This window comes from Pseudomonas migulae, assembly GCF_024169315.1.
Lineage (GTDB): Bacteria > Pseudomonadota > Gammaproteobacteria > Pseudomonadales > Pseudomonadaceae > Aquipseudomonas > Aquipseudomonas migulae_B.
Window position 1 is genome coordinate 5,457,636 of the sequence record NZ_JALJWR010000001.1, and the last position, 22,068, is coordinate 5,479,703.

At 58.7% G+C, this 22,068-nt stretch carries 23 protein-coding genes and 1 tRNA gene; 16 read left to right on the plus strand and 8 right to left on the minus strand.

What is annotated here, in order from left to right:
- Positions 1–14: 14 nt before the first annotated feature.
- Positions 15–1,448, minus strand: a complete 1,434-nt coding sequence (locus J2Y86_RS25010) for a M48 family metalloprotease (protein ID WP_253437756.1) — start codon at positions 1,446–1,448, stop codon at positions 15–17.
- 98 nt (positions 1,449–1,546) lie between these two features.
- Between J2Y86_RS25010 and J2Y86_RS25015 the strand changes: the two genes are divergently transcribed.
- Positions 1,547–1,786: a sulfurtransferase TusA family protein gene (locus J2Y86_RS25015; RefSeq protein ID WP_237884180.1), complete on the plus strand. Its 240-nt coding sequence runs from the start codon at positions 1,547–1,549 to the stop codon at positions 1,784–1,786.
- 31 nt (positions 1,787–1,817) lie between these two features.
- The gene (locus J2Y86_RS25020; protein ID WP_253437760.1) at positions 1,818–2,888 is read left to right on the plus strand and encodes an AI-2E family transporter; all 1,071 of its coding nucleotides are present in this window, start codon (positions 1,818–1,820) and stop codon (positions 2,886–2,888) included.
- A gap of 134 nt (positions 2,889–3,022) precedes the next feature.
- Here the strand turns inward: J2Y86_RS25020 and J2Y86_RS25025 are convergent, their stop codons facing one another.
- Positions 3,023–3,496, minus strand: coding sequence for a peroxiredoxin (locus J2Y86_RS25025; RefSeq protein WP_028621874.1), 474 nt, complete (start codon positions 3,494–3,496; stop codon positions 3,023–3,025).
- 10 nt (positions 3,497–3,506) lie between these two features.
- Positions 3,507–4,067: a glycine cleavage system protein R gene (locus J2Y86_RS25030; RefSeq protein ID WP_017336973.1), complete on the minus strand. Its 561-nt coding sequence runs from the start codon at positions 4,065–4,067 to the stop codon at positions 3,507–3,509.
- A gap of 327 nt (positions 4,068–4,394) precedes the next feature.
- Between J2Y86_RS25030 and dapA the strand changes: the two genes are divergently transcribed.
- The 7 genes from dapA to J2Y86_RS25065 all read left to right on the plus strand — a co-directional run bounded on the left by dapA (position 4,395) and on the right by J2Y86_RS25065 (position 9,131).
- Positions 4,395–5,273, plus strand: coding sequence for a 4-hydroxy-tetrahydrodipicolinate synthase (gene dapA, locus J2Y86_RS25035; RefSeq protein WP_214381282.1), 879 nt, complete (start codon positions 4,395–4,397; stop codon positions 5,271–5,273).
- A 17-nt stretch (positions 5,274–5,290) separates the two neighbouring features.
- Positions 5,291–6,406: an outer membrane protein assembly factor BamC gene (gene bamC / locus J2Y86_RS25040; protein WP_253437763.1), complete on the plus strand. Its 1,116-nt coding sequence runs from the start codon at positions 5,291–5,293 to the stop codon at positions 6,404–6,406.
- Positions 6,407–6,410: 4 nt separating this feature from the next.
- Entirely contained in the window at positions 6,411–7,169 is a 759-nt protein-coding gene (locus tag J2Y86_RS25045; RefSeq protein ID WP_008034928.1) for an MBL fold metallo-hydrolase, read from the plus strand.
- A 28-nt stretch (positions 7,170–7,197) separates the two neighbouring features.
- Entirely contained in the window at positions 7,198–7,911 is a 714-nt protein-coding gene (gene purC, locus J2Y86_RS25050) for a phosphoribosylaminoimidazolesuccinocarboxamide synthase (RefSeq protein ID WP_008034929.1), read from the plus strand.
- Between the two features lie 83 nt (positions 7,912–7,994).
- Positions 7,995–8,084: transfer RNA gene (locus J2Y86_RS25055), tRNA-Ser, on the plus strand.
- Between the two features lie 218 nt (positions 8,085–8,302).
- Positions 8,303–8,608: a DUF1778 domain-containing protein gene (locus tag J2Y86_RS25060; protein WP_253437766.1), complete on the plus strand. Its 306-nt coding sequence runs from the start codon at positions 8,303–8,305 to the stop codon at positions 8,606–8,608.
- On the plus strand, positions 8,580–9,131 hold the full coding sequence (locus J2Y86_RS25065) for a GNAT family N-acetyltransferase (protein ID WP_253437769.1): 552 nt from the start codon (positions 8,580–8,582) through the stop codon (positions 9,129–9,131). The genes J2Y86_RS25060 and J2Y86_RS25065 overlap by 29 nt, the downstream gene beginning before the upstream one ends.
- Positions 9,132–9,187: 56 nt before the next feature.
- Here J2Y86_RS25065 and J2Y86_RS25070 read toward each other — a convergent pair whose 3' ends face one another.
- Complete coding sequence (locus J2Y86_RS25070; RefSeq protein ID WP_253437772.1) at positions 9,188–9,394, minus strand: hypothetical protein; 207 nt, start codon at positions 9,392–9,394, stop codon at positions 9,188–9,190.
- 265 nt (positions 9,395–9,659) lie between these two features.
- Between J2Y86_RS25070 and J2Y86_RS25075 the strand changes: the two genes are divergently transcribed.
- Positions 9,660–10,109: a hypothetical protein gene (locus J2Y86_RS25075; protein WP_253437775.1), complete on the plus strand. Its 450-nt coding sequence runs from the start codon at positions 9,660–9,662 to the stop codon at positions 10,107–10,109.
- 7 nt (positions 10,110–10,116) lie between these two features.
- On the opposite strand, the gene J2Y86_RS25080 is transcribed toward J2Y86_RS25075, so the two are convergent.
- Positions 10,117–10,716, minus strand: coding sequence for a cupin domain-containing protein (locus J2Y86_RS25080; RefSeq protein WP_253440422.1), 600 nt, complete (start codon positions 10,714–10,716; stop codon positions 10,117–10,119).
- 65 nt (positions 10,717–10,781) lie between these two features.
- A complete protein-coding gene (locus J2Y86_RS25085) occupies positions 10,782–12,743 on the minus strand; it encodes an FAD-dependent oxidoreductase (protein WP_253437778.1) in 1,962 nt (653 codons plus the stop codon).
- Positions 12,744–12,959: 216 nt separating this feature from the next.
- Here J2Y86_RS25085 and J2Y86_RS25090 point away from each other — a divergent pair, with 216 nt between their 5' ends.
- The 4 genes from J2Y86_RS25090 to J2Y86_RS25105 all read left to right on the plus strand — a co-directional run bounded on the left by J2Y86_RS25090 (position 12,960) and on the right by J2Y86_RS25105 (position 15,971).
- Positions 12,960–14,009, plus strand: a complete 1,050-nt coding sequence (locus tag J2Y86_RS25090) for an ABC transporter substrate-binding protein (protein ID WP_253437781.1) — start codon at positions 12,960–12,962, stop codon at positions 14,007–14,009.
- Between the two features lie 275 nt (positions 14,010–14,284).
- Entirely contained in the window at positions 14,285–14,476 is a 192-nt protein-coding gene (locus J2Y86_RS25095; protein ID WP_253437784.1) for a YegP family protein, read from the plus strand.
- Between the two features lie 145 nt (positions 14,477–14,621).
- Complete coding sequence (locus J2Y86_RS25100) at positions 14,622–15,548, plus strand: LysR family transcriptional regulator (protein ID WP_253437787.1); 927 nt, start codon at positions 14,622–14,624, stop codon at positions 15,546–15,548.
- Between the two features lie 57 nt (positions 15,549–15,605).
- Entirely contained in the window at positions 15,606–15,971 is a 366-nt protein-coding gene (locus tag J2Y86_RS25105) for a 5-carboxymethyl-2-hydroxymuconate Delta-isomerase (RefSeq protein ID WP_253437792.1), read from the plus strand.
- Positions 15,972–15,974: 3 nt separating this feature from the next.
- Here the strand turns inward: J2Y86_RS25105 and J2Y86_RS25110 are convergent, their stop codons facing one another.
- Positions 15,975–16,910, minus strand: a complete 936-nt coding sequence (locus J2Y86_RS25110; protein WP_253437796.1) for a LysR family transcriptional regulator — start codon at positions 16,908–16,910, stop codon at positions 15,975–15,977.
- A gap of 190 nt (positions 16,911–17,100) precedes the next feature.
- Positions 17,101–18,285: a cyanate transporter gene (locus tag J2Y86_RS25115; protein WP_253437799.1), complete on the minus strand. Its 1,185-nt coding sequence runs from the start codon at positions 18,283–18,285 to the stop codon at positions 17,101–17,103.
- A 516-nt stretch (positions 18,286–18,801) separates the two neighbouring features.
- On the opposite strand from J2Y86_RS25115, the gene J2Y86_RS25120 reads away from it, so the two are divergent.
- Both J2Y86_RS25120 and J2Y86_RS25125 read left to right on the plus strand, forming a co-directional pair.
- Positions 18,802–20,184, plus strand: coding sequence for a glutamine synthetase family protein (locus J2Y86_RS25120; RefSeq protein WP_253437802.1), 1,383 nt, complete (start codon positions 18,802–18,804; stop codon positions 20,182–20,184).
- Positions 20,185–20,352: 168 nt separating this feature from the next.
- A complete protein-coding gene (locus J2Y86_RS25125; RefSeq protein ID WP_253437804.1) occupies positions 20,353–22,002 on the plus strand; it encodes a phosphoethanolamine transferase in 1,650 nt (549 codons plus the stop codon).
- Positions 22,003–22,068: the final 66 nt, after the last annotated feature.

Genomic DNA, 22,068 nt, shown 5'->3' on the forward strand with positions numbered 1-22,068 from the left:
GTGCCTGAAACAAATCAGCCCATCATGTCCTTGATCATGCGCTCCTGTTCCATCAGCTCCCGCTGCCGGGCGTCGATTCGCGAAGACAGTGGGAAGTTGGTACCTGCCTTGCGCTTGGCGAAGTCCAGTTGCTGGATGGCCTGGCGGTAGTCGCCGACCAATGCAAAGTACTCGGCGCGAGCCTGATGCAGGCCGATGATGTTGCCGGACAGCCCGCGGGTTTCGGCGACCATGTACCAGACGTCCGGATCATCAGGACGGCTCTTGAGCAGACTCTCCAGCGCTTGTTCCGCTTCGGGCGCACGGTTCTGCTTGAGCAATAAATCGACGCGCACCTGATTCAGCGGATAGTTGCCCGGATACTGGGTCAGCATCCGGTCAACCCGGGTCTGAGCATCCGGCAAGCGATTGTTGGTGATGTCCAGATCGACCTGCGCCAGGTTGTAGATGATCTCGTTCGGCGACTTGGCCAGCAGCAGCTTGAGGTTTTCCCGCGCTTCGTTCAGTTGGCCGCCCTTGATCTGGGCGATCGCGAGGCCATAACGCGCAACGTCGTTTTTCGGGTTTTCATCAAGCTGGGCACGGAAGCGTTTGGCGCCCAGACCTGGGGTCTCTTCGTAGATCAGCTGGACCCGCGCGCGAATCAGCTGATAACGCATGGTGTCTTCAATACCGCCCTGTTTCGCCTGCTCCGCACGGTTGCGGGTGTCGGCGATCCGCGATTCGGTTACCGGGTGAGTCAGAAGGAATTCCGGTGGCTTGGCATCGAAGCGGTATTGGCGCGCCAACCGCTCGAACATGGTTGGCATCGAGCGTGGATCGTAACCGGCCTTTTCCAGGTTCAGAATGCCGATGCGGTCGGCCTCCTGCTCGTTCTGGCGCGAAAAGCGGCGTTGTTCCTGAATTGCCGCTGCCTGCGTGCCCGCAATGGCCGCGATCCCGGCATCGCCGGCACCGGCAGCGGCAATCACGATCCCGGCCAGCAGTGCGGCCATCATCGGCACCTGCATGCGCTGTTGCGCTTCGACGCCACGGGCAAAGTGGCGCTGCGACAAGTGAGCCAATTCGTGAGCGAGTACCGAGGCGTATTCGCCCTCGGTCTGGGCATTGAGGAACAAACCGCCGTTGACCCCGACAATCCCGCCCGGCGCCGCAAAGGCGTTGAGCTGCGGACTGTTGATCAGGATGAATTCCAGGCGCCGGTCGTTGACCTGGCTGGTCTCCACCAGGCGGTAGACGCTGGATTCGACGTAGTCCTTGAGCTGCGGGTCATTGAGTTGGGAAACCTGGCTGCGCAGCAGCGCCAGCCAGGCGCGGCCCAACTGGTATTCCTGTTGCGGCGAGACAATGGCAGAACTGGCGTCGCCGAGTGACGGCAGGTCGTCGGCGAAGCCCGGTGAGGCGAGCAGGCAAGCGAGCGTCAGCAGGGTAGGGCGCAAAAAAGTCATGCACAAAGCCTTAGTCGACAAAGACCTTACTGTAGCCGGACAGTACGCTTCGGACCAGATATTCTAAGCCACTCGACCACCTGACCCGGAGTGACGCAATGACCGACGCTGTAACCCACGACGCCGAACTGGACGCCAGCGGTCTGAATTGCCCGTTGCCGTTGCTCAAAGCCAAGCTGGAACTCAATCGCATGGCCAGCGGCGCGGTGCTCAAGGTGATCGCCACCGATGCGGGGTCGCAGCGTGACTTCCGCACCTTTGCCCGATTGGCCGGTCATACGCTGCTTCGTGAAGAAGATGAAGCGGGTGTTTACCGCTACTGGTTGAAAAAAGCCTGAAACCTGCTGCGTTCGTTTTTAAGGATTATTGATGTTCAAGGTGTTACGCGACTGGATTCAGCGCTACTTTTCCGATGAAGAAGCCGTGGTGCTGGCGGTTTTGCTGTTTCTGGCGTTTACCGCCGTACTGACGCTGGGCGGCATGCTCGCGCCGGTGCTCGCTGGCATGGTGCTGGCGTATCTGATGCAAGGACTGGTGGTGACCCTTGAACGCTTGCGCATGCCGGGCGGCGTGGCCGTGGGCCTGGTCTTTGCGTTGTTCATGGGGGTTTTACTTGTCTTCATTATTGTCGTGGTGCCGTTGCTCTGGCATCAGCTGATCACGCTGTTCAATGAGCTGCCAGGCATGCTCGCCAAGTGGCAATCGCTGTTGCTGTTGCTGCCTGAGCGCTATCCGCACCTGGTGTCTGACGAGCAAGTACTGCAAGCGATCGAAGTGGCGCGCGGCGAGATCGGCAAGTTCGGCCAGTGGGCGCTGACGTTCTCGCTGTCGAGTCTGCCGCTGCTGGTGAACATCATGATCTATCTGGTGTTGGTGCCGATCCTGGTGTTCTTCTTCCTCAAGGACCGCGAGATGATCGGCCAATGGGTGCGCGGTTACCTGCCCCGCGAGCGAGCGCTGATCACCCGTGTCGCCCACGAGATGAACCGGCAGATCGCCAACTACATTCGCGGCAAGGTCATCGAAATCTTCATCTGTGGTGGCGCGACCTACATCGGTTTTGTCGTTCTGGGGCTCAACTACGCGGCGCTGCTGGCGCTGTTGGTAGGCGTGTCGGTGGTGGTGCCGTACGTCGGCGCGGTCGTCGTGACGGTTCCGGTATTGCTGATTGCATTGTTCCAGTGGGGCTGGAGCGATCAGTTCATCTATCTGATGGCTGTTTACGGAATCATCCAGGTGCTGGACGGCAACGTGCTGGTGCCGCTGCTGTTTTCCGAAGCGGTCAACCTGCACCCGGTGGCAATCATCTGCGCGGTGCTGTTGTTTGGCGGGTTGTGGGGATTCTGGGGGGTGTTCTTTGCGATTCCGCTGGCGACGCTGTTCAAGGCGGTGCTGGATGCGTGGCCGCGCAAGGAGCCGGTGGTGGCGCCGCTGCTTTGACTGTCAGTCTTGAGGGCCTCTTCGCGGGCAAGCCTCGCTCCTACGGGTTTTGCGTCAATCGCTCGATTTGGCGCGGCGCATAATTCGTAGGAGCGAGGCTTGCCCGCGAAGGCGTCAGAACAGGCGCCAAATAATCAGGCCTTGTTCAACGCCTGAGCCGCCGCCAAAACAGCATCCACATGCCCCGGCACCTTCACGCCACGCCATTCCTGACGCAACACGCCATCCTTATCAATCAGGAACGTGCTGCGATCAACGCCCATGTATTCCTTGCCATAAAGTTTCTTCAGCTTGATCACATCAAACAGCTGGCACAGCGCTTCTTCCTTGTCGCTGATCAGCTCGAAGGTGAACGCTTGCTTGGCCTTGAAGTTCTCGTGAGATTTCAGGCTGTCACGCGACACGCCGAAGACTTCAGTGTTCGCCGCTTTAAAGGCGTCCAACTGATCGCGAAAGCCCTGGCCCTGGGTCGTGCAACCCGGCGTGCTGTCCTTCGGATAGAAGTAGATCACCACTTGCTTGCCTTTGAGGCTCGCGAGGCTGACGGTCTGCCCGCTGGTGGCGGGGGCTTCGAAGTCGGCAACCGGTTGGTCGATGGCAACGGCCATGAAAGCTTCCTTACATTGGGTTTTGTGGGCGCCACGGTTCGATCAGGGCATCCAGGTTCAGCGCGTCGGCGAAATCCAGGAACTGATCACGCAGCCAGCTGATCTGCACACCGGCCGGCAAGGTCACGGTAAACGTGGCATTGAGCATGGTGCCGCCGGTTTGCGGCGCCTGATACGTGTCGCAGGTCAGGTTTTCCAGCTCGACGTTGTGGTCCATGAAGAACTGGCACAGCTCGTTGATGATGTCCGAGCGGTAGGCCGAACTGACATAAGCGACATACGGCAGGGCCTGAGGACGGTTCTCCAGCGCCGCGCTGCGCACCACGTTGACCGTGAAGGCGTGCTTCTTGGCGAGGGTCGGCAGGCTGCCTTCGAGGCGCGCCAGGGCGTCCCAGCTGCCGGAGATCTCGAGGATCAACGCACTGCACTCGCCATGGCGGGTCAGGCGAGAGGTGACCACGGCGCAGCGGTTTTCATGGCTGGCGCGGCACAGGACGTTAGTCAGCTCCATGGGGTTGGCGCCGAGGGCACTGATGACAAGGAATTGTTCGCGAACTGTGGGGGTGGACATGCAGCATTCCTAAAGCGATGAGCGGTCGATACTTCTACGGGCTTTTTTTACCGGGGGCGAGCCTGCGGATGCGAATTCAGAAAACCCGGCCGAAGGTTGCAACGTGCTCTATCAAGGCAAGAGCGAAGGGTGGCAACGCTGGATCGGGGCTTGTGATGCCGAAAATGGAGGCTGAAACCCGGCGTACGAGCATGTCAGTACCGATCAAAGTCTGAAGGGTAGCGAAAAGCAGCGCCAAGGGGAATGGCAGCAGCGCAGTACTTCGCTTGTACAAGCATCTTGGCGCCAGTACCATTACGGCTCTCTTTTTCCGGCAGGAGCGGTTTCATGATTGCGGGCAGTATGGTGGCACTGGTCACACCCATGGATGCACAAGGGCGTCTTGACTGGGACAGCCTCAGCAAACTCGTGGACTTCCACCTTGAAAACGGCACCCATGCCATTGTCGCGGTCGGTACTACTGGCGAGTCGGCGACCCTCGACGTCAATGAGCACATTGCTGTCATCCGTGCCGTGGTCAAGCAGGTCAACGGCCGTATTCCGGTCATCGCCGGTACGGGCGCCAATTCGACCCGCGAAGCCGTCGAACTGACCCGCAATGCCAAAGAGGCCGGTGCCGACGCCTGCCTGCTGGTTGTTCCGTACTACAACAAACCGACCCAGGAAGGTTTGTACCAGCACTTCAAGCACATTGCCGAAGCGGTCGACATCCCACAGATTCTCTATAACGTTCCTGGCCGCACCTCCTGCGACATGCAGGCCGAGACCGTGATTCGCCTGTCCACCGTGCCGAATATCATCGGTATCAAGGAAGCTACCGGCGACCTGAAGCGCGCCAAGGCAATCCTCGATGGCGTGAGCAAGGACTTCATCGTGCTGTCCGGCGATGATCCGACCGCCGTCGAACTGATCCTGCTGGGTGGCAAGGGCAACATTTCCGTCACCGCCAACGTTGCTCCACGCGAAATGGCCGATCTGTGCGAGGCCGCGCTCAAGGGCGATGCCGAGACCGCTCGGGCAATCAACGAAAAACTGATGCCGCTGCACAAGGACCTGTTCATCGAAGCCAACCCGATTCCGGTGAAATGGGCTTTGGTTGAAATGGGCCTGATGCACGAAGGCATTCGCCTGCCGCTGACCTGGCTGAGCGCACCTTGTCATGAAACGCTCCGCACGGCTCTGCGCCAGTGCAGCGTCCTGGTTTAATTGAGGAAGTACAACGCATGAAGCGAATGGCCGGACTTTCCGCACTTGCCTTGATTATCTCCAGCACCAGTGGCTGTGGATGGGTCTGGGGCCCGGAAGGTTATTTCCGTGACCGTGGTAGCGATTACCTGGAAGCGCAACAGACTGCACCGATGCAATTGCCACCGGACGTCAGCACCGCCAAACACCTGGATCCGCTGCTGCCGATCCCGCGCAACGTGGCCGACGACACCGTCAAGGGCGAATACATCGTGCCGCGTCCGCAGCCGCTGTCCGCAGGTGCCGACGCCAGTGCCTACTCGCTGCAGAAGACCGGCGACTCGCGCTGGATCGTCGCCCAGAACCCGCCAGCCGAAGTCTGGCCAGTGGCTGTGCAGTTCTTCCAGGACAACGGTTTCCGTCTGGATGACCAGCGTCCGCAAACCGGCGAATTCACCACCACTTGGCAGCATTCCGACGAACTGTCCGCAGCGATGGCCAAGCGCCTGAGCGCAGCCGGTGTCGGCGCTGACAGCGAAACCCGCGTGCGGGTGCGTATCGAGCCAGGCGTGCAGCGCAACACCAGTGAAGTCTATGTGGTCAGCGCCGAACGTCCTGCCGGCAGCACCGCCGACGTGGCGTTCACCAACCGTTCGGTCAACACCGGCCTGGACGCGGCACTGGTCGACGACATGCTCGCGAGCATGAGCCGTATCTCGGAGAAGGGCGGTTCGGTCTCCATGCTGGCTTCGCGTGATTTCGATACGCCAAGTCGCGTCAGCCTGAGCGAAGACGGCAGCGGCAACCCGGTCCTGAACGTCGGTAACGACCTGGATCGTGCCTGGTCGAGCGTCGGTCGTGCGCTGGAACAGGGCGAGTGGCGCGTTGAAGACATCAACCGCAGCCTGGGCCTGTACTACATCAACCTGTCTGAAAAAGCCGAGAAGAAAGACGAGAAGCCCGGTTTCCTCAGCGGCCTGTTCGGCAGTGCGCCGAGCAAGGAAGAGGTTGAAGCCCGTGCCGAGCGTTATCAGGTTCGCCTGAGCAAGGTGGGCGATAACGTCCAGGTCACCGTCGAGAAAAACATCAACACCGTGGCGCCGGCTGACGTGGCGCGCAAAGTGTTGAGCGTGATTCAGGACAATCTGGGCTGATCACATGCGTTTTGCCGTTCTCGGCAGCGGTAGCCAAGGGAACGGCACGTTGATAGCCAGCGCTGATACGTACGTGCTGGTGGATTGTGGTTTCTCCCTGCGGGAAACCGAAAAACGCCTGTTGCGCCTGGGTGTGAACCCGGCGCAGCTGAGCGCGATACTCGTGACCCACGAACATGCCGACCACGTGCATGGCGTGGGTTTGCTGTCTCGGCGCTACAATCTGCCTGTCTACCTCAGTCGCGGCACCCTGCGCGGGATGCGCAAACCGATTGAACCGGCCGGCCTTCTGGCGGGCGGCGAGCAATTGCAGATCGGCGCACTGAGCATCGGCGTCATTGCCGTGGCCCACGATGCACAGGAACCGACGCAATATGTGTTCAGCGACGGTGAGCGGCGCTTCGGCCTGTTGACCGACCTGGGCTCATACTGCAACAAAGTGCTGGACGGCTATCGTGACCTCGATGCGTTGATGATCGAGGCCAATCATTGCCGAGACATGCTGGCTCGCGGTCACTACCCGTACTTTCTCAAGCAGCGGGTGGGCGGTGAACTGGGACATTTGAACAACCACCAGGCGGCGTTCCTGGTGTCCGAGTTGGGCTGGCAAGGCCTGCAACACCTGGTCCTGGCCCATCTGAGCAGCAAGAACAACCTGCCGCAGCTGGCCCGGCAATGTTTTGTCGACACCCTCGGGTGCGACCCGGACTGGCTGCAACTGGCCGATCAAGATTCAGGGCTCGACTGGCGACACATCGCCTAGCCCACCTACTTAGCAAGCGGAGCCCATCATGGAAAAACGTGAAGAACTCTACCGCGGCAAAGCCAAATCGGTTTTCAAGACCGACGACGCTGACCGCTTGATCCTGCTGTTTCGCAACGACACCTCGGCGTTCGACGGCAAGCGCATCGAGCAGCTCGACCGCAAAGGCATGGTGAACAACAAGTTCAACGCCTTCATCATGCAGAAACTCGAAGCCGCCGGTGTGCCGACCCAATTCGACAAACTGCTGGGCGACAACGAATGCCTGGTGAAAAAACTCGACATGATCCCGGTCGAGTGCGTCGTGCGTAACTACGCGGCCGGCAGTCTGGTCAAGCGCCTGGGCGTCGAAGAAGGCATGAAGCTCAACCCTTACACCTTCGAGTTGTTCCTGAAGGACGACGCCAAAGGCGACCCGTTCATCAATGAATCCCACGTCGTGGCGTTCGGTTGGGGCACCGCCGAGCAACTGGTTCGCATGAAAGAACTGTCGCTGAAGGTCAACGAAGTCCTGAGCAAACTGTTCGACGACGCCGGCCTGCTGCTGGTCGACTTCAAACTTGAATTCGGCGTGTTCTCCGACGGCTCCATCGTCCTGGGCGACGAATTCAGCCCGGACGGCTGCCGTCTGTGGGACAAGGCCACCGGCAAGAAAATGGACAAGGACCGCTTCCGTCAGGGCCTCGGTGACGTCATCGAAGCCTACGAAGAAGTCGCCAATCGTCTGGGCGTACCGCTTTAATCGACGCAAGCATCTGATAGCACAGAAATATTTCGCTTAGGGGGTTCGCTTCCGGCAAAAGTGTTGTTATGATGCGCGCCGTTGGAGAGATGCCAGAGTGGCCGAATGGGACGGATTCGAAATCCGTTGTACCTTCACCGGTACCTAGGGTTCGAATCCCTATCTCTCCGCCATTACATAGAAAAAGCCCCGTAGCTGAACAAGCTACGGGGCTTTTTCGTTTCCAGGGTTTATGTTTTTTAGATCACATTTGCGTACGGTTATTGTACGGTTGGTGATTGACGCGTCTCGCAGCGTACGGCTAGCATCCGTACTGCGCTGCCGTGCTCATGCCGCAGCAACAAAACGAAACTCAGTAAGGGAAAACACTCACTCAAAACGGGTACACCCTATGTTAGAAATTAACGAAATACTCAAAGCACCAAAAAATGCTCGCCTTGAACTCAAAACTACGGACGCCGCCAAAGAGTTCATCCGCAAAGCCGCCTCTATCTCTGGGCTTGATATGACTTCGTTCATTATTTCGTCGGCTTTTGAGAAGGCTGAGGAGGTCATGGAAAAGCATCGACGTATCGAAGTGTCGGAGCAAGCCTATGCTCGGGCTCTGGAGATCCTCAACGAGGATACGGCCCCAACGCCTGGATTACTGAACCTGATGAGAGGGAAGCATGGGGACAAAAGCGATTCCGGCTTATGAAATCGACAACCATTTGCAGGCCCGTTTTGACTCTTACCTCTTCCTGAAAGATTTCGATTGTGGTCTTGCCATGATGGACGAGTACTACAAAAGCAGTTTGAAGCGCGCCTTGAAGAGCGAAAACATCCGGGGCATTGGCGCTATCAATCCGGCAAGCGAAGTCGTCGGCTTTGGCACGCTCACACTGGGGCACATTGACAGGGGCCTTGCGAAAACCGCGATCAGGAAGACGAACCTGCCTACCCAACTGCCCATCGTTCGGATGGTGATGTTTGGCGTTGATCGTCGATATCAGGGGCTTGGAATCGGTCAGGAAATCCTGAGACATTCGTTTATGCAGGCGGTTAAGGTTCACAGAGAGGTGCCTGTCAAAGGTCTGTATCTGGACGCTGCGCCCAATGCCGTTTCTTATTACGGGACTCTGGGCTTTCAGGCTCTGAGCGAGCCAGATGTGAAAGGAAGCACACCCATGCTGATCAGTATCGAGCCGATCCTGCAGGCGATGGTCGATACCTCGCAGTAGGTTTCATGGGATGAAGCTGCCCGGTCAGAGCAGCTTCGTTTTAGCTCCACCAACCTTTATGGTTGCGAATGCCCCAGTTTCCTATTTATCAACTCGTAGACGTCTTTGTGGGTAGAGTTGTGCAAGGTTTTGTCCTTGCAGGCCGATGCCAGGAACGTTTTGACCTCTTCCTTTGCATGAGGGTAAAGACCTGCGACGTAGTCGGTTTCATGGGGCTGGGTGCAGTTGAAGTGTTTGTCGTCTTTCGCTTTGTCTCTAGCCATTGCAGAGGCTCCTTTTGAGTTCGCATGATTGTCGATGGTCAGGGCCTTTTCGCCCCGCACGTCGCAGAGCTTAGAGGTTAAGCCTCGTGCCGCTAGGGGGTTGGACAAATCAGGAAGGGGCTGTCAGACGATGCTGGAGTCTGCCGAAGGACTAAACAAAGAACCTGCCAGCTTAAATCTGCCGGGCTTCTAGGTCAGGCTGACCGTCTCATTAAGCCCCGTAGCTGAAAAAGCTACGGGGCTTTTTCGCTTCTGGCGTTTTGTTTTGGGGGAAGAGCGCGGCTATCGCCTCGAGGAGCACAGCAATGGCGCGACAGCCCGTGAATCAAGCTCATTGACTATCCTGCAATACAGAGCAACTGATCGAATGACGGGTGATGTCATGAACAGATGGCGGCGTATCTGGTTGTCTGTGAAGCTGATAGCAGCCACAGCGGCCTGCGTGACTGTGGCTGTTCAGGCTTTTCAATACATGCTGGAAAGCCAGGACGCAGTGCAAATTCATCCTTTGAGCATTGTGGTTGCCGGGTTGATCTTTGGTTTTATCAGCTATGGATTGCTTTCGCTGATTGAAAGAGGGGTAAGGCGGCTCGTAGCCCGTTTTGACACTGTGGCCCCCGACCCTCGGGCAGAACTTGAGAGCGATGTGGGGCTGGTTGCGGATCAACCGCTAACCCTGTCATCTGATGCGCAGGCTCATCAGAAAAATCTGTGAACGGACCTCAAAACGTAGGCGGAGTAATCACCCAAATCACCACCGCATCCACTTCCCCGGGATTCCCGTATCGATGCGGCTCCTGACTGGAAAAACTAAAACTGTCGCCCTCGCTTAGCTGAAAGTGCCGCTCCCCGACCCACAACTCAAAACTCCCCGACAGCAAATACCCAGCCTCTTCACCCTCATGGCTGTAACTCTGCTGGCTATAAGTCCCCGGCGGAAACCGCGAATGCAGCATTTCCAGTTGTCGATTCGGCTGCGGTGTCAGCAGGTGATCCACGATCCCATCTTCGTAATGCACGCTCATGCGGCTGTTCTTGCGCACAACGATGCCATCGTCTTCCGGCGAAGTTTGCGCTTCGCTGGCAAAGAACCATTGAATGGTTACGCCCAGGCTACGAGCGATGTTGAAGAGGGCGGGGATGGAGGGGTAGGCCAGGTTGCGTTCAAGCTGGCTGATGTATCCCGCCGTCAGCTCGCTCATCTGCGCCAGTTCCGCCAGAGTCATGCCCCGGCGTTTGCGCAGGCCACGGATGCGTGTGCCGAGAAAATGCGGTTCCGCCGTGGCGCTGTCCTGTGTGGGCGCGCTGTTGGCAGGCGGCATCTTGCTGTTGCTCATGGCGTGCTCCAAACCGGGACTTCATAAAAGTCCCGGAGTATAAAACAGCCTCAAAGCTCCCAGGCGACTTTCAAACCTTCATAGATGGCTTCTTCGGCGGTGCGCGGGGCGAGGCAGTCGCCGATGCGCCGGAATTCCACCAGACCTTCCAATTGCGCTCCCAAAACATCAACCGGTTGATGGCCCTGACAGAGCACCAGTGTGTCGATGTTTTCGAACAACATCAGTTCGCCACTGGCGGTGTGTTGCAGGTAAACGGTGTTGTCGTCGCAACCATACAGGCGGGCATAAGGCGTAATCGGGATGCCGAGTTTGTGCAGTTCGCCGGCCAGTTGATCGCGCACGTACAGCGGCAGGTTTTCCCCGCAGTGGGTGCCGTTGACCGCCAGTTGCACTTGATGCCCGGCGCGCACCAGGCGTTCGGCGATGCCGGGGCCGATCCAGTCGGCGCGCCAGTCGACGACCACCACCGAACGGCCGATCTGCACTTCATCACGCAGCACTTGCCAGGCGTCCACCACCTGCAACTCGCCCCCGCGCTCGAATGTTGGCCAGTAAGGTTCGGCACCCGTGGCGACGATCACCATGTCCGGCCGTTCGCGCTCCACCAGCGCCCGGTCGACGTGGGTGTTGCGCACGACGCGCACCCCGGCCAGCTCCATCTCCCGTTGCAGGTTGGTACTGGCGCCACCGAACTCGGCGCGTCTTGGTAAAAGTTGCGCCAGCAAGACTTGGCCGCCCAGTTGCGAACTGGCTTCGTAGAGCGTCACGTCATGTCCGCGCTGGGCGGCGACGGCAGCGGCTTTCATCCCGGCGGGGCCACCGCCGGCGATCATGATGCGTTTGCGTTGCGCCGTCGGTTGTCGGTTGCCGAAAATCAGTTCGCGCCCGGTTTCCGGGTGCTGGATACAGGAGATCGGCAAGCCTTTGTGGAAGTGACCAATGCATGCCTGATTGCAGGCGATGCAGGCGCGCACATCTTCGACATGGCCGGTGTCGGTTTTGTTGGGCATTTGCGGATCGCAGATCAGGGCGCGGGTCATGCCGCAGACATCGGCCTGGCCGCGGGCGAGGATCAGCTCGGCTTCCTGCGGCTGGTTGATGCGCCCGGTGACGAACAACGGAATCGACAGGCTGGCCTTGAATGTCCCGGCTTCCTTGGCCAGGTAAGCCGCTTCGATCGCCATCGGCGGCACGATGTGCACCGCACCGCCCAGCGAAGCCGAGGTGCCGGCGACGATGTGCACGTAATCCAGACTCGGTTGCAGTGATTGTACGGCGGCCAGGGATTCGTCCTCGGTCAGCCCTTCGGGGTCGCGTTCGTCGGCGGAAATACGCAGCCCGATGATGAAATGTTCATCGGTGTTGGCGCGCACGGCCGCGATCACTTCACGCAGAAAACGCAGGCGTCGCTCAAGTTCACCGTTGTAGCCATCGGTGCGTCGGTTGACCCGCGGATTGATGAATTGCGCCGGCAGGTAACCGTGGCTGGCGACCACTTCCACGCCGTCGATGCCGGCCTGATACAGGCGTCGGGCCGCGGCGCCATACCCGGCGACGATTTCATCGATCATCGTCTGGTCCAGCGCCCGCGGCATCACCCGGAAACGCTCGTTGGGCACCGCCGACGGCGAGTAGGCGACGGCGAGCAAGCCATCGCTGGACTCCATGATTTCCCGGCCCGGATGGAAGATCTGCGACAGCACCATCGTGCCGTGAGCATGGCAACGTTCGGCGATTTTTCGATAACCCTCGATGCAGGCGTCGTCGGTGGCCATCAGCACGTGAGAGGTGTAACGCGCGCTGTCATGCACGCCGGCCACTTGCAGCACGATCAGCCCGACCCCGCCTTCGGCGCGCGCGGCGTGATAGGCGATCAGTTGCTCGTTGACCAGATTGTCGGTGGGCATCGAGGTGTCGTGACCGCTGGACATGATGCGGTTTTTCAGCCGTTTGCCACGCAGCTGCAAGGGTTCGAACAGGTGCGCAAAAGCGGGGGACGAGGTCGGCATGGGACGGGTACTCCAGGCAGGCTGAAGCCGAAAGGCCGGGTTTTCGGCGTTGTTATTATTTGTCTATAGAAATTTACCTTCAGTAAAAAATCAACTTGTTTTTTTACTGGTGATCGCATTAGATTCTTTTGGCGCCTGTAGCTGGGGCGAACCTCACAACAATAAAAAAGGGTCACGCGGCGTTGCTCCGCGCGGCACCTGCAAGAGGATCCACTGATGAAATCGAACACGCTCAAGCACGGTTTTTATCCCTTGTTGCTGTCGTTGGCCGTGGGCCTCGGCAGTGCTCAGGCAGCGCCGGAAATGGTGGTGGTGGGTTACGGCGGCGCTGGCCAGAAGGCTCAGGATGTAGCGTTTTTCCAACCGTTCAGCGCGGCGGATCACAGCAAATTGATTCAGAGCGAATACAACGGCGAGATGGCCCGGATCAAAGTGATGGTCGACACCGGCAACGCCGATTGGGACGTGGTGCAGATCGAAGGCCCGGACCTGATGCGCGGCTGCGACGAAGGCATGTACGAAAAACTGGACTGGAAAAGTCTGGGGCGGGTCGAGCAATTGATCCCCGATGCCGCGCAGGCGTGCGGTTCGGCGGCGCTGGTGTGGAGCGTGGCGATTGCCTACGACACGCAAAAACTGGCGCAGGCACCAACCTCTTGGGCCGACTTCTGGGACGTGCAGAAAATCCCCGGCAAACGCGGTCTGCGCAAACGCGCGGTGTACAACCTGGAATTCGCCTTGCTGGCCGACGGGGTGAAAGTCGAAGACGTGTATTCGGTGTTGAACACCCCGCAAGGTGTCGACCGCGCCTTCGCCAAACTCACCGAACTCAAACCCTACATCCAGTGGTGGGAGGCCGGCGCGCAACCCGCGCAATGGCTGACGGCCGGGGACGTGGTGATGACGTCCACCTACAGCGGGCGAGTGGCCGCTGCTGCACAAACCGGCAGCCACCTCGGGCTGGTCTGGCCGGGCAGTCTGTATGGCATGGATTACTGGGCGATCATCAAGGGCTCGAAACATGTTGATCAGGCCAAGCGCTTTATTGCCTTCGCCAATCAGCCGGATGCCCAGGTCAAGTATGTCGAGCAGATCCCGTATGGCCCGACCAATACCGAGGCCGCCGCCAGGCTGGATAGCAAACTGGCGCAATGGGTGCCCACGGCTCCGCAAAATCTCAAGGGCGCGCTGTCCATGGACGTGGCGTTCTGGGTCGATCACGGTGAAGAGCTGGAAGAGCGGTTCAACGCCTGGGCCAGTAAGTAACAGGAAATGGCTGGACGTTGTAAGGCGTCCAGCCTTGTTTTTTGTGAGAACCGGTATGGTCCTCGCGTAAGAAAAATAAGCCTGTTCACAGGAAAAATGACTGAGTCGAGTAGCTCGAATTACCACCTCCTGTATCTGTTGACCGACCCGGGAATCCAGAGTGTTTCCCTTGAAATATCCCCTGACACTGAAAGACCTCGCCGCCAAAAAACCTCATCTACTCTGGTTTCGCAGGTCACTGATCTGCCGTCATCAGCCATCGCAAGGAGCGATCAATGTATTTTGAGATTTACAGGCAAACCCGTGGCACCCCCCATACTGGCAAAGGTCAATGGCGGTGGCGCTTGAGGGCGGGGAATCATGAAACGATTGCCAGCGGCGAGGCGTACGTCAACAAGGTGGATTGCACGCATGCCATCAGCCTGATCAAGGGAACTCACGATCAGACCCCGGTAAAGGAAATCTGAACCTCAAGCGGTGAAGCTGCTCAGTGAGGGCAGCTTCTTTGCAAGCAACCTGGCGCTCGGATCAAACGCAGACTGCTTGAGTCGCATAGACGCCGCTTGCGACAGCTACCTAAACTGTCAGCAGATTTGAGGACTGGGGCAGTGGATGAATCGTAACGAACTACGCAAGGCGGATATCAACCTGATGGTGGTGTTCGAAACCTTGATGCTCGAACGCAACGTCACCCGGGTGGCGGAGAAGTTGTTTCTCGGGCAGCCGACCATCAGTTCGGCGCTCAACCGCTTGCGCACGATGTTCAACGATCCGCTGTTCATTCGCGTCGGTCATCGCATGGAGCCGACCGCCAGGGCCGAGGAGCTGATTCAGTATCTCTCGCCTGCGCTGGACTCACTGTCGGTGGCCTTGAGCCTGACCCATGATTTCGACCCTGCCAGCAGCACCATGACCTTCCGCATCGGGCTGTCGGACGATGTCGAGTTCGGTCTTCTGCCGCCGTTGTTGCGTGCCCTGCGCCAGGAAGCACCGAAGGTGGTGTTTGTGGTGCAGCATGTGGATTACTGGCGGATTCCCGATTTGCTGGCGTCCGGCGATATCACCGTGGGTATCAGCCAGACCCGGGGTCTTCCGGCCAATGCCAAGCGCAAATTGCTGCGGCACATTCTGCCGAGCATCTTGCGTGCCGATGCGTCCGACACGCCGCTGACCCTGGATGAATATTGCTCGCGCCCGCATGTGCTGGTGTCTCACACCGCCAATGTCAGCGGTTACGCCGATGAGTGGCTGGCGGAGATCGGCCGTACGCGCCAGGTGGTGCTCTCCGTGCCGCAATACAGTTCATTGCCAGCCTTGCTCGCCGGCACCGATCTGATCGCCAGCCTGCCGGATTACGCCGCCGAAGCGATGGCAGCCTCTGGTCAACTGTTCAAAGAGCCTTTTCCGTTCAAGACGCCGACCCTGGACCTGTCCATGGTCTGGCTCAGCCACGTCGACACCGATCCGGCCGAACGCTGGTTGCGTTCGCGCCTGGAAGCGTTCATGAGTGAGCGCTTCGAGTCGCCACCGTCCCTGTGAGCAGGACAACTCTGTGATATATGTACGACCTTTGCGCCAACCTCAAGGAGCCACGTCATGCCCCACCTGCACATGGAATACACCGCGAACCTGCCCGAGCTGAATGCTGATGTGGCACTGATCAGGTTGAACAATACGCTGGTGGCTTCCGGTCAGTTTGCTGCCGAATACGACATCAAGAGTCGCGCGGTGAAAATCGAGACGTTCAAGGTCGGCACGGCATTGGCTGAGCGGGCGTTCGTGCATGTGAAGCTGGCGTTGTTGAGTGGTCGCTCGCCGGCGATCAAAAAACAGTTGTCCGAAAGCCTGCTCGCGGTCGTGCAGGATCTGTGTGAATGGCCGACGGGAATTGAAGTCCAGCTGGCTGTGGAACTCCTCGATATTGATCGAGAGTCCTACAGCAAAGTCGCCATCAACAACTGAACCTCAGGTCATGTCCTGCTCGGTGCAGGCTTGCACCACCTGCTCACGCAACCAGGCATTGGCGCAGTCCTCGTCGGCACTTTGACTCCACTGCATGTCGAGGCTGAATCCCGGCAAACCGTTGGGCGCTTCGCAGTGATTGAAGATGGCCTCGCTGGCCAGCAGCTGTTGGATGCGGCGGGGCAGGGTGACGATGAAGTCGGTGCCGGTGATCATTTTCAACGCCGCGCTGTAACTGTTGGATCGCGCGACGATCTGCCGCTTTTGCGCCTGCTGCGCCAACCAGCCGTCGACCATGTTGGTGGTGGACGTCCAGGGTGTCGGGAACACATGTCGGCGTTCGGTAAAGGCTTGCAGGCTTAATCGCGGCTCCAGCGGTGTGGCGCGTTTATCGAAGACACAGACCAGATCATCTTCCATCAGCAGCCGGGATTTGAAATCCGTGTGATTGCCGTGAAAGTTCGGACCGAAGCAAATCACCAGGTCGAGGCTGCCGTCACGCAGTTCCTCGACCGGGATGTCGGTTTCGAACTTGTGCATGTTGACCATTACCGGCCAATTGGCGAAATCAAAACGTTTCAACAGGCGCGGCAGGATCAGTTGCTCGAAGTATTCCGGTGCGCAAATGTTGAAGGTGACCGGTTGCACGGTGGGGTCGAACGTGGGTGTTCCGGCGTGGCACAGGTTGATGCTTTGCAGAATTTTCAGCACATGCGTGTACATGGTGCTGGCTTTGTAGGTGGGGCGCATACCGGCGCGGGTATTGATGAACAACTCGTCCTCGAATCCGGTGCGCAGCTTTTTCAGGCAATAACTGACGGTAGACTGGCTGACGCAGAGGGATTCGGACACGCTGGTGACGCTGTTTTGTTCATACACGGCCACAAACACCATGAGGTCCTGCATGTCGAGTTTTCTAAGCAAGTTACTGTTCAGCATCCATTCGTCTCGCTGTGATCCTTGCGCTGACTGAGCGCAAACTCGTGCGTTTGATCCTAACGGAACGATAGTTCCAGGAGAATGGCCTGTAGGAAGTTTCACTAATAGTTGTGAGGTAGTGCCAGTGACCTTCAGCGCTGAACAGTGACAGCCATGGCGCGGTGACGTGTTTCACGAGGGTCGTTTCGGGTCAGTGAATGTGACGGGCGTAGTGCCGTGGGTTGAAGCGCAGGACCATCAGCAGCATCAGCGCCATCACGCCCGTCAGTGACCACCAGGCCCATTCGAAACTGCCGAGTCGATCGCGGATCATCCCGGCGATCAGTGGCGATAGACCGGCGATCAGGTAGCCGATGCCTTGCACGAAGGCGGTCAGTGCGCCCGCACGTTGTGGGTTGTCCAGGTGATCCAGCGACACGATCAGGCTCATCGGGAACAGTCCGCCAATGCCCAGCCCCAGCAGGCACGGCCACAACAGACTCATGTGTTGCGGGCTGAGAATCAGCCCGCAGAAACCGGCCATGATCAGGGCCAGCAACACTACCAGCACCAGGCGTCGGTCGCGACTGCGGTTGGCGATCGCGGGCGTCAGCAGGCCGGACAACACCTCCATGGCCGTCAGGAAACCCAGCAACAAACCGGCGTTTTGTTCGCTCCAGCCTTTTTCCACGTAGTACGGCGCCAGCCAGGCCAGCACGCAGGTGTAGGACGCCGTGCCCAGGCCAAAGAAGATCGCGAGTAACCAGGCGCGGGAATTGGCGAAGAACGATCCGTTTCGCTGCGCGTGAGCAGACAGTGTCGGCATCTCCGAGCGTTGGCCGAGCCACACCAGCAACGCGACCAGCGCCAGCACTGCCCAGATTGCCAGGCCCATTCGCCAGCTCCCCGTGCGCGTCATTACCAGCGGCGCGAAAGACGCGGCAATCGCTGCGCCGCCCATGATCGACGTGACGTACAGGCCCATGCACACGGACACGTTGTCACTGAAGCGGGACTTGATCAGCGCGGGCATCAACGCCTGGATCAGCGCAATACCGACGCCTGCCAGCACCGCACTTAGGATCAGTTCGGCCGCGGAGTCGAGGAACAGGCGCGACACCGTCGCCAGGCCGATGATCAGCAACGACACCACCACCGTGCGCTGTTCGCCGAGCCATCGGCTGACGCTGAGGCCGAAGAACATCGCCAGCCCCATGGCCATCACCGGCAGCATGGTCAACAGCGACGCGAGGCTGAAACTCAGCGGGATATCGCCGCGAATCGCCGATAACAACGGGCCGACGGCGGCCATGGAAGGGCGCAGGTTCAGGGCGACGAGAATGATGCTGACCATCAACCACAGGGCAGGGCGGGAAGTTGCGCGGACGTTTTCCATCGATGGGACCTTGAATGACAAGGGACCAATTAGGCGCGGCGAGGCCGGGAGGCCGCAAATCAGAAAGTCCGGGGTGGTATTTAGAAATTAAATACCTCGGGCGCAACGCAGACCTAATGTGGGAGCGGGCTTGCTCGCGAAGGCGTTGTCTCAGTCACCAAAAATGTCGACTGTCACGCCGCCTTCGCGAGTAAGCCAGCTCCCACATTGGATAGATGGTGTTTTGGAGATGATTGTTTAGCCAACCCTCAACCAAAGTTCTTCAAATCCCGATTTAAAGACTTATCCAGCCATGTGACGCTGCTGTTCATCTGTTTACTGCGGTTTTCTCTATGGACGGTTGTCCGGTCGCACTTCCTTCCGAACTCGCCTTCTGGGCGTTGTGGCATTGCCGTCACGCGCGCCCGCCGGATTCCCACCTTTCCCGTTGATTGTTCTTACAGGTCCCGCGCTGTGCGCCGGGATCAAACCGGCAGCGCCTGCGCGTTTGCCTGACGCGGAAACAAGAGAATTCCCATGAGTTGTGCCACGACATCCTTCGCCTCGAAGCAAGAAGCCCTGACTTTTCTTGAACAGAATCCGGATATCGAGATGTTCGAGTTGTTCATCCTCGACAACAACGGTGTGCCACGGGGCAAGTTGTTGCATCGCGATGAATTGCTGGCGGTGTACGAAAGCGGTCGGCCCCTGCCGAGTACCATTCTGGGCCTGACCATCAACGGCGATGACGTGGAAAACTCGGGCCTGGTGTGGGACGTGGGCGATATCGATTGCCGGGCCTACCCGATCAGCGGCAGTTTGACGCGCATGCCGTGGCGATTGATGCCGACGGCGGCGGTGCAGGTCAGCATGCACCCGAAGGAAGGCATGCCGGCGACCATCGCCGACCCGCGCCACCTGTTGGCGAAGGTGATCGAAGGCTTGCAGGCGGACGGTTATTACCCGGTCATGGCCGCGGAGCTGGAGTTCTACTTGCTGGATCAGCAACGCGACAGCAACGGTCGGCCGCAACCTGCGCGAGACGTCGACGGCGGACGCCCGCGCAGCACTCAGGTCTACGGTTTGCGCGAACTGGAGCAGATCGAGCCGTTCCTGGCCGACCTGTACAGCGCCTGCAAACTCCAGGGCATTCCGGCGCGCACGGCGATTTCCGAATACGCGCCGGGGCAAGTGGAAATTACCCTCGAACATCGCACCGACGCTTTGCAGGCGATGGATGAGGCCGTGCGATACAAACGGCTGGTCAAGGGCGTGGCGCACAAACACGGGATGACGGCGTGCTTCATGGCCAAACCCTTCGACGACCTGGCCGGCACCGGCATGCACATGCATGTCAGCCTCGCGGACAAGGACGGCAACAACCTGTTCGCCAGCGAAGCCACCGACGGTACGCCGCTGCTTAAACAGGCGGTTGGCGGCATGCTCAGTACCTTGCTCGATTCGTTGCTGCTGTTCTGTCCGAACGCCAACTCCTACCGTCGCTTCCAGACCAACAGCTATGCGCCGCTGGCCGCCACCTGGGGCGTGGACAATCGCACCGTGAGTTTGCGCGTGCCCGGCGGGCCGGCGTTCTCGCGGCACATCGAACATCGCATTTGCGGCGCCGACGCCAATCCGTATCTGGCGGCTGCGGCGATTCTGGCCGGCATCCATCGCGGTATTCGCGAACAACTGGACCCGGGAGCGCCTGTCGAAGGCAATGGCTACGCCCAGGCCACGGAACTGTTGCCGACCGACTGGCTGACCACCTTGCGCGCGCTGGAAGGTTCGACGTGGGCGCGGGAGGCCTTCGGTGGAGAGTTTCTCGGCGTTTACCTCGCCGTTAAACGTGCCGAGTATCGGCAGTTCATGGGCGAAGTCGGTGAGCAGGATTGGCGTTGGTACCTGAACCAGGCCTGAACCATTCTCAAATACAAGTTAAGTTTCGACTAACCACTTGAAGCCAACTAATCGTTGGCTTCTTTTTCACAAAAAATTGATGGTTGGCTGCCTAAAGTTACTGCTGTCGCGGTAAATGAAATTTTCACATTTACCGACGGCACTTCTTTTCAGGAACAGCCGATTATCATGTTGAAGATTAAAGCCGTGCGCCCAGAGTGGGTGACGTTGTTTGCCAGTGCCTTTTTGTTGGCCGGCTTCAATTCAGTGCTCTGGCAACACCTGTTTGAAATCACCGCGTCCGACGGCAAGGGCATCGCCCTGTGTGTGGCTTTCGGCTTGATGATTCTGGCTGTCTTCAACCTGGTGCTGACGCTGCTGGCGTTCCGGCCCTTCATGAAACCTGTGCTCACGCTTGTCTTTATGATCAGCGCGGGTGTGGCGTACTTCATGAGTCAATACGGTGTTTTGATTGATGCGGGCATGTTGCGTAACTTTGCCGAAACCAATGTCACGGAAGTGCGTGACTTACTTTCGATAAAGTTGATTGTTTATATTGTGTTGCTCGGGATTTTGCCGTCGTGGTTGTTGTGGAGGACTCCGGTTAGTTACCGTCGCTGGCATCGCGAGTTGTTAAGTAAAGTATTGGTGAGTGTCGTGTCGGTGGCGGTGCTCGGTGGCGTCGCACTGGTTAACTATCAAGGCCTGTCCTCGCTGTTTCGCAATCACCATGAGTTGCGCCTGATGGTGGTTCCGAGCAACTACATGGGTGCGTCGTTCGGCTACCTGCGTGAGCAGGTCGCTTCGGCCCGGCAACCCTTCGTCAAGATTGGTGAAGACGCACAGAGAAACCCGGCCTGGCAAACTCACGGCCGCAAATCCCTGACCGTGTTGGTGGTGGGTGAGAGTGCCCGGGCCGAGAACTTTGGTGTGCTGGGCTACGACCGCGACACCACGCCAAAACTGGACAAGGAAGCGGGCCTGATTGCCTTCACTGATGTGCATTCCTGCGGCACGGAAACCGCCGTCTCGGTGCCGTGCATGTTTTCCAACATGGGCCGCAAGGGCTACAACGCGAGCACGGCGAAGAATGAAGAAGGCCTGCTGGATGTGCTCAAGCGGGCAGGGCTGGACGTCATCTGGCGCGATAACCAGTCAGGCTGCAAAGGCACTTGCGACCGCGTCACCGTCGATGATGTCAGCCACCTGAAAGACCCGTCGCTCTGCGCCAACAGCGAGTGCCGCGATGAAATTCTCCTGCAGGGTTTGCAGCACTTCATCGATAACCTCGATAAAGACACCGTGCTGGTGTTGCACCAGATGGGCAGTCACGGTCCGGAATACTTCAAGCGCTACCCGAAAGAGTACGAACGCTTTACCCCGGTGTGTGAAAGCAATGCGCTGAACAATTGCAGTCGCGAAAGTATCGTCAATGGCTACGACAACACGCTGGTGTACACCGACCATGTGCTGTCGACCCTGATCGATCTGCTGCGCAGCAACCAGGACAAAGTCGATACCGCGATGCTGTATCTGTCGGACCACGGCGAGTCCCTGGGCGAATACAACCTGTTTCTTCACGGTACGCCTTACATGATGGCGCCGGATCAACAGAAGCATGTCGCCATGCTTGCCTGGTTCTCCGACAGCTACCAGAAGTCGTTCTCGGTGGACACCCATTGCCTGCAATTGAGTCGGGAAAAACCGTTGAGCCAGGACAACCTGTTCCATTCGATGCTCGGCTTGCTGGAGGTCAGCAGCAAGGTCTACAACCAGGACCTGGACATGTTTGCCGGCTGCCGTGGTGCGGTGATTGACGGTGTTCTGGCCAAAGAGTGAAGGCCACGACCTTTTTTTCACGTCTCGGCCGTTAACCTGCGCCCCGGCAGATTTTTCCTACAAGAG